Genomic DNA, 14,338 nt, shown 5'->3' on the forward strand with positions numbered 1-14,338 from the left:
CAACTGTACTACATGAATACGCTGCCGCACGTTCATCGTAGTGCCGGACTGCGCTTCCGTCCCGATATATGCCAAGTACTACGGAGCTCGTTGATGCCGCGGATCCTAATTATGAACGCCGGTACCGCCCAAATGTCGGGTGCCGATCTGACGGCAATCCAACTTTCGCTTGCCGCCAAGTCAGCCTGGCGCTCCGTATGGTTTGCACAAGCGGGCGACCTAATTGTCTCTCCGGTAGCGATCCCAACTGATCTGCTACACTACGTTGGCGCGACGCTAAGGTTCGACCCATCGACCGTCTTGGTGCTCGTGCCAGAAAACGCGCACGAGACCCGGGTCCTTAGTGATTTCACTCTGCAGTCCAATACAATTGTTGAACAAATCCGACGCCACATTTGTGAGAAAACACATTGGAAACTCTGTGCTTGCTACTCTACTGAAGGCGTTGCGCGCTTAGCGGCGATGCTCGGCATACAGCAGAAAGGGAACGACTTCGCTCTGCAGCGAGGCCCTGATCTATTGAACCGCAAGAGCCACTTCCGTCAATTGGCAACAAGTGTCACGCTTCCGTTGCCCAGTGGATGCATAGCAACAAGCTCAGAAGAATTGTTCAGAGCGGTCAACTCCCTAAGGCTTGAAACCGGCAGCGTCATTGTAAAATTAGACAATGGAGCCGGCGGGGTTGGAAATATCATATTAACCGGCAAGGAGAGCGCTCCACTACCTGGGGCAAGGGAGACCCGGCGGGTTCTTTGGCCGTCGTTTGATCCTGATGCACTTTGGTCTGAGATGACAACCCCATCGTGTAAAACAGTGGTCGTAGAATCATACCACTTGGCCCGTTCTCTGTTCTACCTTGAGTTTGAAATCGAGGAAAATGGTTCAATCGCATACGTCAACAGTGGAAACATACGTCTGCATCGAAGCGAAGATCGGGCCGAACGAGCTCTCGTCTGGATTGGTCTAGAGCTTCCAAGCGACCTGAGCAATGAGCAGTACTCGACCGCTTACGCGCACGCCTATCGATTTGTGGAGCTTGCGCGGACTTTGGGTTACCGCGGAATGATCAACATAGATGCCATTTTCTCGACCGACGGGCGGCTGCTGTTTAATGAAGCGAACGGTCGGTGGGGCGGGGGCTCGGTACTGCACAGCATTGCTGACCGGTTGCTAGGAGCCGACTATTCCCATTCCTACGTGATTTCATCTGTGCGGAACGTCCGACTAAACTCCCTCCAAACGGCACTTGATTGTTTTGTCGATGAAGGATTGCTATTTGATCGCATACACAAGGAAGGCGTTATTCCGCTTGCCGCCGACCAAGAGGCAGGCACGGTGGAGTGTCTCGTGATCGCGCGCGACAGGCTGGTGGGCCGGAATTTCGAGCATCGATTATTGACGATGCTCTGATTTGGATCACTGCCCCATGTTCCACTCTTCAGGATGCCATTTGTTTCAGCTTGAACAACATCCCTATTCCCAACCATGTGCTGAAGCCAAAACGCGCCCTAAGGAGATGGCGAAGCACTCTCTTCCAGGTTGACTGGCGCAGCACTGTCGATTCTTCCGTTCCAAACCCAAGTTGTTCGGCGCACCAATCTTGTCAGGTTTCCTATACCACAACCGTGCAAACGGTTTAGTTCTGGGCGGACGCGCGGAGTGCCGGAGCGATGCAGATCGGCACCCAAATCTGCAGTCATTGGCTACATTCTTTAGTTGATTAAAGTAGTTAGGCAGATCGGCTGGACGTACAATACCTTGTCCGGGATATGAGCCTCGCAGTTTGACCATCATTGCGCCAGTGGTTAGCGTTCCCCTCTCCTCTTCACGCAGCAAAACTCGCTCTAGTCTGATAACTTACCATCCAACATCACTGTACAGACGATAGCGACGGGCGAGGAAGACAGCAAAGTATCTTCGTGCGTCGAGTCCGGCATTCGTCTAGTTAGAGAATGCCGGCATGCATCCATAGACCTCATTCGCACGCCATTATAATCCATTCTATCTAGCTTAGCTACTTTCCGGCGCAAAAATCGGCGGCCTTGTGCGGCTGCCAGAATCGCTCGCTGTGGCGAAAACTGCAAGGTCGGACGGCTTGGCGTTGACTTGAAGCGGCAGCATTGATTCATTCTTATGAATGATTCGTAATCGAGCCCACAAACGCGTGAGAAGCTTGTCGGGAAGCTGCCGGTCACCGGTGAGCTGCTGCGCGGCTCGCTGCTGAAGCGCACGGTTCGTCACAAGAGCGGCTGCCCGAAATGCGCGCGCGGCGAAGGGCACCAGGTGCATGTCCTGACCGTGAGCTATGCGGGTGGACGCGTGCGCCAGTTCAGCGTGCGGCGCGAGCGCGTTGCCGAAGTGCGCCGTTGGCTGGACAACTACCAGAAGCTGAAAGACGCGATCGAGGCGATCTGCGAGCTCAATCACCACCTGCTGCGCCCTGATGCGGCGCTGCCGCGGGGGAGGAAGAAACGTGATTGAGATGCGCAGAGCGCAACTGAGCTTCGGCGACGGCTTGATCGCCGGGGAAGTGAGCGATCTTCGCGAAGGCTGGATGGCCCATGCTGACCGGGTTCTGGCGGATGAACAGATCGTCGGTGCGGTGTACGAGGCGCTGGCGAGACGACATCCCAAGAGTCGTGGTCGGCTGGGCGCGCCGGCCGAGATGGTGTTGCGATTGTTGATCCTCAAGCACGTTCGCAACTGGAGCTATCATGTGCCGGAACGCGAAGTGCGCGTCAATCTGGTGTATCGCGACTTCACCCGGGTGGGCGGCGGCAAGACGCCGGACGCCAAGACGATGGGACGCTGGGGCCTGGCTGTGGATCCGGAAACAATCAGGCAGATCCACGACCGGATCGTGCAAATCGCGCAGCAACGAGGGGGACGCAGGGACGCAGAATGCGCGTGGATACGACGGTGGTGGAGACCAACATCCATTACCCGACCGACAGCACGTTGCTGGGCGACGGGGTAAGGGTGTTGATCCGCACCATGAAGAAGGTCACCAAGATCGTCGGCACGGCCGGAACCAAACTGCGCGACCGAACGCGAAGCGTAAAACTGCGCCTGCTCGATATCGCGCGAACCGCACGTGCCAAAGGACCGCTCAATCACGAGAAGCTCAAGCAAGGCTACCGGCGGCTGTTGAACTCGACGAGCCGTGTGGTGGGGCAAGCGAAGCGCTTCTCCCATGAGATCGCCGCCGGCGTGAAGCGGGCCAAGGGCATCTTGAAGCGGCTGGCGCTGCAAGGCTTGCGGCAGGAGCTGGAAACGATGATGTCGCTCGGTGCGACGAACGCATCTTCTGCGGCAACACGCGGGCGGAGGACAAGCTCTTCAGCGTGTTCGAGCCCTCGACGGAGATCATTCGCAAGGGCAAGGCCGGCACGCCCAACGAGTTCGGCAAGTGAGCTGGTCCCGGTTGTCTGAACAGAATCTCCGCGTCGATAAGTGGAGCCTCTGCCGGGGTTAGGCCGCCGCGCGGAGCGGAGGACGATCGAAGTAGGCTTGATCCGGGGTGCGGTCGTCAAGGCTCGAATGCGGACGGCGGCCGTTGTACAACGAGGTTTGAGAACGCCCACAGGACCGTTCTTCGCGAGGTTCTTTATCGATATCATCCTTGGTTTGGTTGCCGAGTTTGCGTTCATGGGGCCGTCGACAAGGCTGGCGATGTCGCCTTCCGCTGCACGCTGGATGGATCGCAAGCAGATCGTTGGCTGGAGGTTCCAGCATGGATGTTCGACCGGACGGCATGCCCTGAGGCGGAGCTTTTGGCAGCTCGGCCATTTGTCAGCATAACCGCACTTGCAGCGCTTTCTGCGCTTCTCGATCTGGCGTTGATGGATCGAGCGCCATCAGCTGCCCTGCTTTCTAGCGCATCCAGAGCCTCTCACGACCAGAATCGGGGAGCGACTCATGTCACGCGAGACGGCAATGCCAGGGAGCGGATACCGACACAATCGACAACCGCGGTCGCAGCCGCAGATGGATCTGTTCGGGAGCGGCCTGTCGAACGGCGCCCTCGGCGCGCCAGCATGGTCGGAACTGCCGGCGGAAGCGCGGGCGGCGCTGACCAGTCTGATGACGCAGTTGATTCTCGGCCATGCTGCGACGACAGCGACGCCGCGCGCGAAGGAGGTCGGCCATGATCTCTGACAAGATCAGGCCTCATCATCTCGAGCGCAAGGCGATTCTTTACGTGCGTCAGTCCTCGGCGCATCAGGTGTTGCACAATCGCGAGAGCAGCGCGTTGCAATACGCCATGCGGGACCGGCTGACGGCGCTCGGGTGGTCAGAGATCGACGTGATTGATGATGATCTCGGTCGTTCGGCCGCCGGCGGGGTCCAACGCGCCGGCTTCGAGCGGATGGTAGCGGAGGTTTGCCTCGGTAAGGTTGGTGCGGTTTGCGCCCGCGAGGTCTCGCGCTTCGCTCGCAACAGCCGAGATTGGCAGCAACTCATCGAGATGTGCCGCGTGGTCGATACCGTTCTGGTCGATCAGGAGACCATCTATGCGCCAAGGCACGGCAACGATCGCCTGTTGCTCGGGCTCAAGGGCAGCCTCAACGAGTACGAACTGGATCTGTTGCGCCAGCGCTCGCTCTCGGCCCGCTACGAGAAGGCGCGCCGGGGCGAGTTGGTGGTGGCGGCGCCGGTCGGGTTCGTGAAGTCCGGCGACCATTATGAGAAAGATCCGGATCGGCGGGTCCAGGAAGCGATCAAGCTGGTGTTCGACAAGGTCGAGGAACTGGGCAGCGCGCGACAGGCGCTCTGCTGGCTCCACGAGTACAATCTCGATCTGCCGGTAAAGCAGACCAATGGCGACACGGCCTGGCGGCGACCAAGCTACTCCGCCATCCACCGGATCATTGAGAACCCGGTCTACGGCGGCGCCTATGCCTATGGTAAGACGGCTGTCGCGACGGGATACGGTGCCGAGGGCGTGAGCGTGAAGATCCGCCGCAAGGCGCGGAACGAATGGTTGGCGCTGAAGCCCAACACCCACGATGGGTACGTGAGCTGGGAGAGGTTCGAGGCAATCCGCACCATGGTCAGCAACAACGTTCCCACCAGTCGGTATCACGGCGCGCCCAAGCATGGTGACGCGCTGCTGGCCGGTCTGATCCGCTGCAGGCGCTGCGGTCGCAAGCTCACACTCCGGTACTCCGGCATGAAGCGCCATATTCCGCGCTACAGCTGCAGCCGCGCCTGGATGGACAATGGCGGCCCTCATTGCATCGGCTTCGGCGGACTGCGCGTTGATGATGCCATCGAGGAAGCACTGCTCGGCGTCGTCGGTCCGGGCGCTATCGCCGCGGCGACCGCTGCCGCCAAGGAAGCCAGGGAACGGCGCGATCAGGTGCGCGATGCTCTCAGTCGCGACCTCGAAGCGGCGCGCTATGCCGTCGACCGGGCCTTCCGGCAATACGATGCCGCTGATCCCGCGAACCGGCTGGTGGCGGGCGAGCTTGAAGCGCGCTGGAACAGGGCGCTCGCCCACGTGGCGGAGGTCGAGGGCAAGATCGCCATGCATGATGCGGCGATGCCCGCCCCCATTGCCGATCCAGCTTCGCTTGGCGTTCTGGCCTCGAACCTCAAAACGGTCTGGGATGCGCCGACGACGGATGCGCGCCTCAAGAAGCGGATTGCGCGCACCGTCATCCATGAGGTCGTGGCCGATATCGACGATGCGGCCTCCGAGATCGTCCTCATCGTCCACTGGGTCGGCGGCGTTCACAGCGAGATACGCCTGCCCAAGCGCCGGCGCGGGCAGCGCAACAGCACCTCCGCCAACATCGTCGAAGCTGTGCGCCAACTGGTGCTGATCGCCAGCGACGATCTGATCGCCGGCCTGCTCAACCGCAACAGCCTCAAGACCGGTAACGGCAATCGCTGGACGCGCGAGCGTGTCACCTCGATGCGCTCGAACTATCGCATCCCGGTGTTCAAGCCCGCCGAGGACGGGATCGAGCCCTGGCTAAACCTCAGCAACGCGGCAAAGCTCCTCAAGATTGCGCCCAAGACGCTCCGGCTCGCCGCCGAAGCCGGCGAAATCGCAGCCATCCATCCGCTATCGGACGGCCCGTGGATTTTTGCTCGCGCCTTGCTGATAACAGCTGCCGCTCAATCTATCGCCGAACGAGCGCGACAGAACCCAAGATACCCCACGGGATCACATCCCAATCAGCAAAGTCTCTTCTCTTCAACAACATAGACAGATGGGTGTTCTGATGCGCGGTTGTAAAAGTCGAGATACCGACCAATCGAGCTTCGCGCCTCACCAACGGTTTCGTAGGCTCGCAGATAGACCTCCTCGTATTTGACGCTTTTCCACAGTCTCTCAACGAACACGTTGTCGCGCCAAGCCCCTTTGCCATCCATGCTGATGGCGATGCCGTTGTCGGCGAGGACGCCGGTGAAGGCCGCACCGGTGAACTGCGAGCCTTGGTCGGTGTTGAAGATGTCCGGCCTGTCGTGACGCGCGAGAGCATCTTCCAACGTCTCGACGCAGAAGGCCGCCTCCATCGTGATCGACAGCCGCCACGACAGGACACGGCGTGTCGCCCAGTCCAGCACCACGGCGAGATAGACGAAGCCCTGCGCCATTGGAATGTAGGTGATGTCCATGGCCCAGACCTGGTTCGGCCGCGTGATCTCCATGCCGCGCAGCAGATACGGATGGATCTTGTGACCGGGCTCGGGCTTGGTGGTCCGGGGACGGCGATAGAGCGCCTCTATCCCCATCCGCCGCATGAGCGTCCTGACATGCCGGCGGCCGATCTTGCACCCCTGCAAAGCCAGCAGGCCTCGCAACATACGCGAACCGGCGAAGGGATACTCCAGGTGCAGCCGATCGAGACGCCGCATGATCGCGAGATCGGAATCCGGGACCGGGCGCGGCAGGTAATAGACGCTGCCACGACTGATCTGCAAAACCTCTGCCTGCCTGGTGATCGACAGATCGTGCTCACGGTCGATCATCGCTTTGCGCTCAGCAATCCCGCCTTGGTGAGCGCTCCTTCTAAAAAATCGTTCTCCAGCGTCAGCTCCCCGATCTTGGCGTGCAGCGACTTCACGTCGATCGCAGGCGCGGACGGCGCCGTGTTCCCCGATCCGAAAACTCCGGAAGCACCGCCCTCCAACTGGGCCTTCCAGGCCGTAATCTGATTGGGGTGGACATCAAAGTGCTCGGCCAGTTGGGCTATCGTCCGGTCACCCTTGACGGCGGCGAGCGCCACCTTCGCCTTGAAGGCCGGGGTGTGGTTCCGGCGCGGTCGTCTGCTCATGGTCTCTCCTGATTCGCAGGCTCAGCGTGCCCGCTGTCAGGCAGAAACTCCACTTATCGTCCTGTTCAAATTTGCGGAGCCGGCTCTAAGATGGTCAAGCTGCAGGAGCCGAAAACCAGATCGTGATCGACTACGAAGTCTACGATCGGCGGCCGAGCGATTCGGACCTGTTGGTTCCGGCCATCGAAATCCACCAAGCCAAGCTCGGTCGCACGCCACGTCTGGTCGCAGCAGACGCCGGGTTCTATTCCGCCAGGAATGAAGCCGCGGCGAAGGCGAGCGGCGTCAACGCGTCTGCATCCCCAAATCGCTCCATCCATAGCGTCGCGCGCAAGCGCGAGCAGAAGAAGCGTTGGTTCCGCAACGGCCAGAAATGGCGGACCGGATGCGAGGGGCGCATCAGCGTGGCCAAACGGCGGCACCGGCTCGATCGCTGCCGCTACAAAGGCAGCACTGGAATGAAGCGCTGGGTCGGGCTCGGCGTTGTCGCCGATAACCTCATGAGCATCGGTCGCGTGATGGAAGAGCAGTCACTCCAAAGGTAGTCCACTTCCAGCGCCAATCTTGCCCTCTCATCGCCCCGCGGCCCCGCGGGGCTTCTCGTTGTCTGCGTAGTTGACCCCGCCCTTCAGAGCCGCAATTTTTGCGCCGGAAAGTAGCTAGCCGACCTCATGCGCGAGCGGCAGGGTTTTCGATTATCCTGCGGTTCGCACCGCCGTATTTTGAACAAAAGTAGACGAGTGACCGACGCTCCCCGGCGTGCACCTGCCTTACCTCATGCCGGAACCTACATGTGGTGATCAGTACGGTTCCTAAAGGTGGCCGAAACATTTGGAGTTTACGGTTGGTTGGATATACGACGAACTCACCGCCCTCAAAATCTGTCGCTAGCTGAACAATCACAGAGTACTCGAAGTCGGGGTCGCTCTCAGCATCCAAATGGATGCCAACGAAGGACCCAGGCGGCATGCGATGCATTTGGCATCGGCGAATGACGTATTCTGATGACGCTCCGAAGATCTTCCTGAGCGCGGAGACCCGCTCTGTCCTTTCAAGTAGTTCGATGATCTGCGCTGAAGCTGTACCATTCACGTTGCTAGGATTACGGCCGGCGTGATCCAGGCGCACTCGTCTTACAAAAACATTGTGAGAATCGTCGGCATCTCCCTTCCGAACCTCTTCTTCGGGAATATCGGACTGCAACTGATCGATCCTCGTCAACTCATCTTTGGTGAACAGCGCCTCGGGGGCAATCAGGACCGTACCTTTATCTGCCAGCTCTGAGCGGTACTTCGCGAGGGCATCTTCTGAAAGCAGACCAAGTTTATCACTCATTGTTCGCGCCTTTCGGATTCACTCAAATTCGACTCTTCTAATCCGCCTGCAACGAGCGGATCGCCAGATCCCAATTCTCGCCGTCGAAATCATCTATTCTTATGCTTTCGATCGTCGTTTTATCTAGGCATCGAACATTTACGCTGAATCCTGACGGATTCGATCGCGGCCGATAAAATGGCTTTACGCCGCAAACCCGACAAAACGTATGCCGAGCGATGTTCTTATTGAACTGATACGTAGTGAGGCGTTCTTCGCCGCATTCAATCCTAAGCTTGTCGTCAGCAACGAGCATGTGCAAAAATCCGGACATTTGGCAGATTGAGCAATTGCACTTCACTGCAGAAATCTCTGCTGGCGCTCGTACGTAGAACTTGACAGCCCCACAGTGACAGCGGCCACTGTGTTCAACCTCCGGCCGACCATCTCCGTCAAGCGAATCAATTCCGACTAGATTGCGGCACCACTCTAAGCTGAGACCATACGCGCGGTCGAATTCATCCAAGAAACGGCTATTGCAGTCGGCAGGGACCAGTTCGCTAATGAGCCTGCTTGTCATCTCTCCGTGATATTTCTCCGCAGGATCCTCGCCGCCGACATGGACCTGGAAATACTCAAGATCATCAGTGCGAGCATCAAAGGTTCTGACTAAAGTAATCCAAAGCGCCTGGATCATTTCCGCAGCATGTAGCTCAAAGGCAACCATGTAGGCGCAGCGCACTATGGGGTCTCTCGACGACAAGCCATGATATAGCGCACGCAGGTACCGGCTCGTTGTGGTACTGTAGTTAGGCTGTATTGCTCGGCCAAGTAGGCGCGACGCATCTGTTCTAAAGAGCTTTGAGTGGAAGTTTTCTGTGTCCAGAATACTGGGTAGCGCAGCGTTGCCGCCTTGGAGAACCCGACTGTGACCTCCCGTTTCATCCCAGCAGATAAAATTTGCGACCACACTGGTCAGCTCAACGTCCCTCGGGAGGTCTCGATTGCGACGTATTGCGTCGAATATGAGATCCTTTTGTGATCCCGCCTGCAGGTGCGGGAACGCTTGTGACATCGCTAAGTATTCAGGTAGTAGCCTGGCAACCTGATCTTTGGACATCTCCGCAGCGAACGGATGGGGGACAAGCAGAGCCCGGGCTCGCCGAGCCAAGTGCTCGCCAACTGGTATCTCTGAAGGTTGATGCAGTTTAGAGGGAGAAGCTTGGGATAACGTCATTCGAACCCGGGTATGCAGAGAGAGAGAGAGAGAGAGAGAGAGGGAGAGAGGGAGAGAGAGGGAGGGAGAGAGAGATTTTCTTGGCCTAGACCTAGGACCGCCAACCGATACCAATTCCCCCGGATCGGGAGACGAGTTCATTTCCTGCAAAAAGGCATCACTTCGTCTTGAAGGCTCTCGATCTTGTCGATCCATCTAGTATCCTCCGGCTTCGGGTAGACCTTGGTGCGATAGTGCTTTGCTCAACTTATTTGAGCACGGATGTGTGGATTTTCTTGCGCCAAATGATTCCGTCGCCTCGCAGGCGTGCTCATTGGTTTCTCGATTGTGAGCTGTAGTTCCTACCGGGGTCGGTTCGCTTGCGCGAGATCAAAGCCAATTCCACGATGTTCGTAGTCGGCGCGATCTGCTCACGCACGGCCTCTGCGGCCGCGGGCTCGGGCGGCGACGCGTCCGCCTGCTGCATCTCGGGTCCCGGTATCATGTCCATTGGCGCCGCCACGGCGTCCTTGCCACCGCGGCTCTCCTGCTCGGCCCTGGCCAGCACGGCATCCATTTCCAAGAGGCTGAGGCGCCGTTTGGCGGTCGCGGTCTTGCGGCGGATCTCGATGGTTTTCGCCAGCCAGATCGTCCACGTCACCAGCGAGGCGAAGGCTAAGCCCACCATGACCGCCTGCACCACGATGCCCGCATTCACGAACATGTTCCAGGGCGACAGGTTGCGCGGCAGCAGCGCGACATCGGTGGTGGCGAGCGCCGCACTCGGCAACGCAGCCACGCCGGCCGCGCCACACCAACGGATCATAACGTTCAGCATCGTTCTCTGCATGATCGTCTCCCAGGCTGACAATGCGGATCGGTTACACCGCGCGGGCGGGCGCGATCCTTTCCGCAAGCGCATGAAAGCGCTGCAACTGGTCGCTTCGCAGCGCGCGCGTTTCGTCACGGCCGACGAACACCTTGAACATGATGCCGCCGTCCACATTGATGAATGCGATGAAGGCCGACGACTTGCTCATGAAGGGCCGCTCGACGAAGGCAATCGCCGCGCAGCGCTCGTGCCGGAGATGGCCGTGAAGCCCCTTCGGCTGCATCAGGTTGAAATAGCCGCGGCCGATCTCGCCCGCAGGGATGGCGCCGGAGAATTCGAAGATCGCGTCGTCAGTGTGGACGATCAGCGTCACCTCGCCCCATTGCGCGATGTCGTTCATCGCGGCGGCGAATTCACCGCCGGGGCCGAGGCGCACCATCGATTCAGGCATAGCCTCCAGGACTGCGCGCGGGCTCACTTTCCGCTCCCGCGCCACGTCTTCGATCACTGCTCCTGGATTGTCAGCCATATATGCCTTGAGTTCGGCAAGCTCCGTGCTCAACATGACAGCCCTCCCCGTCACGCAGCGGCGCTGGATTTGCGCTCGCTCAGAATCACTTCGAAACCTTCGAACTTGGGGTGGCCGAGGTAGAGGCTTTCGCCGGTCATGTTGTCGGCGCGGGCGTGGGCGCGGCGAAATTCTTCCGATTTGGTCCAGGCTTCGAATGCCGCCTTGTCGATCCAGACCGTGTGCGACGAGTACAGCGTGTGATCCTCGGCGACGGTCCCCTTCAGCAGGTGAAACTCGACGAAACCGGCCATGTTGCTGAGATAGGATTCGCGCGTGCGCCACACCGTCTCGAAGGCCGCCTCAGAGCCAATCTTCACCTGGAACCGATTCATCGCGATAAACAATTGAAATCTCCTTGCTGGGTTGCTGGGGTGCGCCTGGCGTACCGTTTGAGTTGGTTAGAAACATGGATGCACCGAAGCCGCGCTGGAGCATCAGCGCGGCCCGATGCAACTTGTTTGGTTTGTCAGCTCATCGAACTAAGCTCCGCCAAAGTGAATTTTCAATCCGGCCTTGTCGACTCTGCCCGGTCCTGGGCTCGACCACAGCACATCGTTTGCGTCAGGCAGCTGTTACAAGCCCGCCGCTCCTGCGTGTAGCGCAGCCCCTGCAAGCGCTGAGCGGCCCACCCGATAGACTTGTATATCTGAGCCAGCTTCAGGTGCTCTCGTCGGGCATTGCTGTCAGGCGCGATCTGAGCGAGTGATCGGCATTTGTCCAATGCGCCGGTGGTACGACACGCGGGGGCTTGCTTGCACACCGGCCCTTCCCGTCAAAAAAGCCGCGCTTGCCTGCGATCACCCCGGAGCAAGGCCGGGATTTCCATTTCAGCCTCCTGCCAGCGCCAACAGCCGTGCGAGGTAGGTCGGTGGGGTCACCTTCATTTCTCTCTCCATGTTGTCGTTCGGTCCGTGTCCGGTTGGAGACGCCAAGTCGGAAACCTGACAAGTGGCACTCTCATTCCAGCGCCCCGTCGTCCGGACGCAGGTGCTTTTGCTCACGTCAAGCAAGGCTCGCACCAATTCTCGCGACCGGCACCCCGATTGCTGTGATGACATGGGCCACGCGCCAAATCCGCGGCATCATCAACAAGGCCAACGGAGACACACAAAACCATCTCGCCGCCAGCGCCTTCGGCGCCACGGTCCTCGTCGCCTTCGCGCCGATCCACCAATGCCCGTCGCAAAATCAATCGGCCCGTGAGTCAAGCGACGATGAATTGCCCGATCACACGCTCCAGCAATTCAGCAGAACAGCCAAACAGCTCCGGAATAAGGACATTGACCATTTCTGGCGAACACTTGGGTTAAACATGTTTTTAGCTTCACCAGCCGAAACGGCGCAACGGAGGGAGCGGGATTGGAGTGCGCCGGCCAGATGGATCGAACCAATGAAGGTCCTTGTTAGGCGCCATAGCAGCTGCCCAATCGTCACCGAAACTTGAATAGCTCGCCATAGCCGCCGTGTCGCTGGGCTCCATTCGATGTCGCGGGCGGCTCGCCGATGAGCCAGCAGGCCGCATTCGATGCGACCGTCAACGGTAGTCTCGGCATGGTGTTCGACTCGTAGTGGCGCGGCAACAGTTTTCAGTATGAGCGACTAACTGCAGTAACGGGCTCTCGTCGGGCCGGCCCCTTGATGTAGGCAGGTGGGACGTCGGCCAAATAACGGGCTATAGAACAGCTAGTCCTTTACGCGCATCGAATGCTCGAAGTTCACATTTCTGGCTCCTATGTTTCGCTTGAGCTAGTGCTGATTCAGCGCCAGGCGCGCGGTAAGCGGAAGCCATCGCCGAAGAGTCCGGTCCATGACCACACATCGCCAAAGGATTTTGAGTCCGACTTCTCCTCCCCCGCCTTTGGCCTGCCACCGATGCGCGCGAAGTTCAGGATCGCCTTCGAGACGAGCTGCGGATGGGTGAGGAGAAAGTTGTCCGGCTGGGTGTGCATCAGCGCCGGCATATCCTTGTACTTTTTCAGATCCTCATACGACTCGTTCAGCATCTTCTTGTATAGTGAAAAACTATTCGACGTGCTGCGACCGCCGCGCGACTTCACACGGAAGATCGCTTCCGCGGCAATTCGTCCAGAGATCATCGCAACGTTCAGATGCCCGCGATGGCTGGTATTGTTGAGCTCGGCGGCATCCCCGACCACCACCCAGCCCTTGCCGTAGAGCTGGGGTATGGTGTTGTAGCCCCGTTTCGCGATGAGGTGCGCGGAATATTCCTTGAGCTCTGAGCCGTGGATTAGCGGCACCACCGACGGATGACGCTTGAAGCGATTGAGTAGCCCGTAAGGCGTTTCGCCCGCTCGCTGGAGATCGGAGACGAGGCAGCCGATGCCGAGTGAGATGCACTCCCTATTCGCATAGATGAAACCCATGCCGGTCATGCCGCGCGAGATGGTGCCGGCGGCCTCGATCACGACCCCTTCGTCGCGCTTGAGATTGAAACGGGCTTCGATGGTCTCGCGCGGCAAAAGGTGCATTTCCTTGACCTGCAGAGCAACCCGATCGGGCGTCGGCCGCTCGCGCAAGCCCGCACACGTCCCGAGCAAGCCATTGACGCCCTCGGCGAGCACCACTACATCGGCGTGGATTATGCCGTCCTGGCGGTCGGTACGCACACCAATGACACGGCCGCGGCGGTTCTGCGCCAGCCCCGTAACTGTAGTCTGGTACAAGACGGTGGCGCCCGGCCTCCCTCACCTTCCGGGAGAACCATTTATCGAATAGGGCGCGGATAACGATATACCGGTTCGGTCGCTCGTCGTTGCAGTCGTTGAAACGGTAGCGCAGCCCGATAAGGGAGCGCCTATCCATTAACCAAAAGCGCTGCTCGACAAGGCGGCGCTCGAGCGGCGCGTCCTCGCGGAAATCGGGGGTCAGCTGTTCCACGATGTCCGCATCGAGGATGGCAGTCTGCACGTTCTTTGATCCGGAATATTCGCCGCGCTCGAGCTGCAGCACCTTCATGCCACGCTTAGCCATGGTCAGCGCCGCCGCGTTGCCGGCCATTCCGGCGCCAACCACGATGGCATCGAAACTCTCTTCGATCACGGGGCCTCTCCTTTGTTCAGTGGCGCATGATCTCAAAATGTACGCTCGCCTGCTAC

Annotated in this window: 12 protein-coding genes and 3 pseudogenes; 7 read left to right on the forward strand and 8 right to left on the reverse strand. The window is 59.2% G+C overall.

What is annotated here, in order from left to right:
* Positions 1 to 111: 111 nt before the first annotated feature.
* A complete protein-coding gene (locus ACFXS9_RS19765; RefSeq protein WP_392691334.1) occupies positions 112 to 1,410 on the forward strand; it encodes a hypothetical protein in 1,299 nt (432 codons plus the stop codon).
* 600 nt (positions 1,411 to 2,010) lie between these two features.
* On the opposite strand, the gene ACFXS9_RS19770 is transcribed toward ACFXS9_RS19765, so the two are convergent.
* Positions 2,011 to 2,280, reverse strand: coding sequence for a hypothetical protein (locus tag ACFXS9_RS19770; protein ID WP_392691337.1), 270 nt, complete (start codon positions 2,278 to 2,280; stop codon positions 2,011 to 2,013).
* Between ACFXS9_RS19770 and ACFXS9_RS19775 the strand changes: the two genes are divergently transcribed.
* The 4 genes and pseudogenes from ACFXS9_RS19775 (at position 2,218) to ACFXS9_RS19790 (ending at position 6,217) form a co-directional block, all read left to right on the forward strand.
* Complete coding sequence (locus tag ACFXS9_RS19775) at positions 2,218 to 2,481, forward strand: DUF6788 family protein (protein ID WP_392699876.1); 264 nt, start codon at positions 2,218 to 2,220, stop codon at positions 2,479 to 2,481. The genes ACFXS9_RS19770 and ACFXS9_RS19775 overlap by 63 nt on opposite strands.
* A gap of 1 nt (position 2,482) precedes the next feature.
* Positions 2,483 to 3,410 (forward strand): annotated as a pseudogene (locus ACFXS9_RS19780) (transposase); the annotation flags it as partial.
* A 577-nt stretch (positions 3,411 to 3,987) separates the two neighbouring features.
* Positions 3,988 to 4,158 carry a hypothetical protein gene (locus ACFXS9_RS19785; RefSeq protein ID WP_392689527.1) on the forward strand — a complete coding sequence of 57 codons (171 nt, stop codon included), beginning with the start codon at positions 3,988 to 3,990 and terminating at the stop codon, positions 4,156 to 4,158.
* Complete coding sequence (locus ACFXS9_RS19790; protein ID WP_392691340.1) at positions 4,148 to 6,217, forward strand: recombinase family protein; 2,070 nt, start codon at positions 4,148 to 4,150, stop codon at positions 6,215 to 6,217. The genes ACFXS9_RS19785 and ACFXS9_RS19790 overlap by 11 nt, the downstream gene beginning before the upstream one ends.
* Here the strand turns inward: ACFXS9_RS19790 and ACFXS9_RS19795 are convergent.
* A protein-coding gene (locus tag ACFXS9_RS19795; protein ID WP_392691343.1) for an IS3 family transposase occupies positions 6,187 to 7,289 on the reverse strand; the annotation gives its coding sequence in 2 pieces (ribosomal slippage) (positions 6,187 to 7,034 and positions 7,034 to 7,289; 1,104 coding nt in all). The two genes, ACFXS9_RS19790 and ACFXS9_RS19795, sit on opposite strands and share 31 nt — an antisense overlap.
* 87 nt (positions 7,290 to 7,376) lie before the next feature.
* Here ACFXS9_RS19795 and ACFXS9_RS19800 point away from each other — a divergent pair.
* Positions 7,377 to 7,834 (forward strand): annotated as a pseudogene (locus ACFXS9_RS19800) (transposase); the annotation flags it as partial.
* A 124-nt stretch (positions 7,835 to 7,958) separates the two neighbouring features.
* Here the strand turns inward: ACFXS9_RS19800 and ACFXS9_RS19805 are convergent.
* From ACFXS9_RS19805 to ACFXS9_RS19825, 5 genes are all read right to left on the reverse strand, one after another.
* Positions 7,959 to 8,624 (reverse strand): 2OG-Fe(II) oxygenase, encoded by a 666-nt coding sequence (locus tag ACFXS9_RS19805; RefSeq protein WP_392691345.1) that lies wholly within the window; start codon positions 8,622 to 8,624, stop codon positions 7,959 to 7,961.
* A gap of 37 nt (positions 8,625 to 8,661) precedes the next feature.
* The gene (locus tag ACFXS9_RS19810) at positions 8,662 to 9,345 is read right to left on the reverse strand and encodes a GFA family protein (protein ID WP_392691347.1); all 684 of its coding nucleotides are present in this window, start codon (positions 9,343 to 9,345) and stop codon (positions 8,662 to 8,664) included.
* Between the two features lie 805 nt (positions 9,346 to 10,150).
* Positions 10,151 to 10,690 (reverse strand): hypothetical protein, encoded by a 540-nt coding sequence (locus ACFXS9_RS19815; RefSeq protein WP_392691349.1) that lies wholly within the window; start codon positions 10,688 to 10,690, stop codon positions 10,151 to 10,153.
* Between the two features lie 10 nt (positions 10,691 to 10,700).
* Entirely contained in the window at positions 10,701 to 11,216 is a 516-nt protein-coding gene (gene hutX, locus ACFXS9_RS19820; RefSeq protein ID WP_392691352.1) for a heme utilization cystosolic carrier protein HutX, read from the reverse strand.
* A 14-nt stretch (positions 11,217 to 11,230) separates the two neighbouring features.
* A complete protein-coding gene (locus tag ACFXS9_RS19825; protein ID WP_392691355.1) occupies positions 11,231 to 11,566 on the reverse strand; it encodes an antibiotic biosynthesis monooxygenase family protein in 336 nt (111 codons plus the stop codon).
* A 707-nt stretch (positions 11,567 to 12,273) separates the two neighbouring features.
* Between ACFXS9_RS19825 and ACFXS9_RS19830 the strand changes: the two genes are divergently transcribed.
* On the forward strand, positions 12,274 to 12,666 hold the full coding sequence (locus tag ACFXS9_RS19830) for a hypothetical protein (protein WP_392691358.1): 393 nt from the start codon (positions 12,274 to 12,276) through the stop codon (positions 12,664 to 12,666).
* Between the two features lie 313 nt (positions 12,667 to 12,979).
* Here ACFXS9_RS19830 and ACFXS9_RS19835 read toward each other — a convergent pair.
* Positions 12,980 to 14,282: pseudogene (locus ACFXS9_RS19835) on the reverse strand (FAD-dependent oxidoreductase).
* Between the last annotated feature and the right edge of the window lie 56 nt (positions 14,283 to 14,338).

The sequence above is a fragment of the Bradyrhizobium sp. RDI18 genome (assembly GCF_043203335.1).
Taxonomy (GTDB): domain Bacteria; phylum Pseudomonadota; class Alphaproteobacteria; order Rhizobiales; family Xanthobacteraceae; genus Bradyrhizobium; species Bradyrhizobium retamae.

Excerpts from the sequence above, each read along its gene's own strand:
- ACFXS9_RS19765 (WP_392691334.1), top strand. The coding sequence starts at position 112 with ATGAACGCCGGTACCGCCCAAATGTCGGGTGCCGATCTGACGGCAATC.
- ACFXS9_RS19785 (WP_392689527.1), top strand. The coding sequence starts at position 3,988 with ATGGATCTGTTCGGGAGCGGCCTGTCGAACGGCGCCCTCGGCGCGCCA.
- ACFXS9_RS19790 (WP_392691340.1), top strand. The coding sequence starts at position 4,148 with ATGATCTCTGACAAGATCAGGCCTCATCATCTCGAGCGCAAGGCGATT.
- ACFXS9_RS19805 (WP_392691345.1), bottom strand. The coding sequence starts at position 8,624 with ATGAGTGATAAACTTGGTCTGCTTTCAGAAGATGCCCTCGCGAAGTAC.
- hutX (WP_392691352.1), bottom strand. The coding sequence starts at position 11,216 with ATGTTGAGCACGGAGCTTGCCGAACTCAAGGCATATATGGCTGACAAT.
- ACFXS9_RS19830 (WP_392691358.1), top strand. The coding sequence starts at position 12,274 with ATGACATGGGCCACGCGCCAAATCCGCGGCATCATCAACAAGGCCAAC.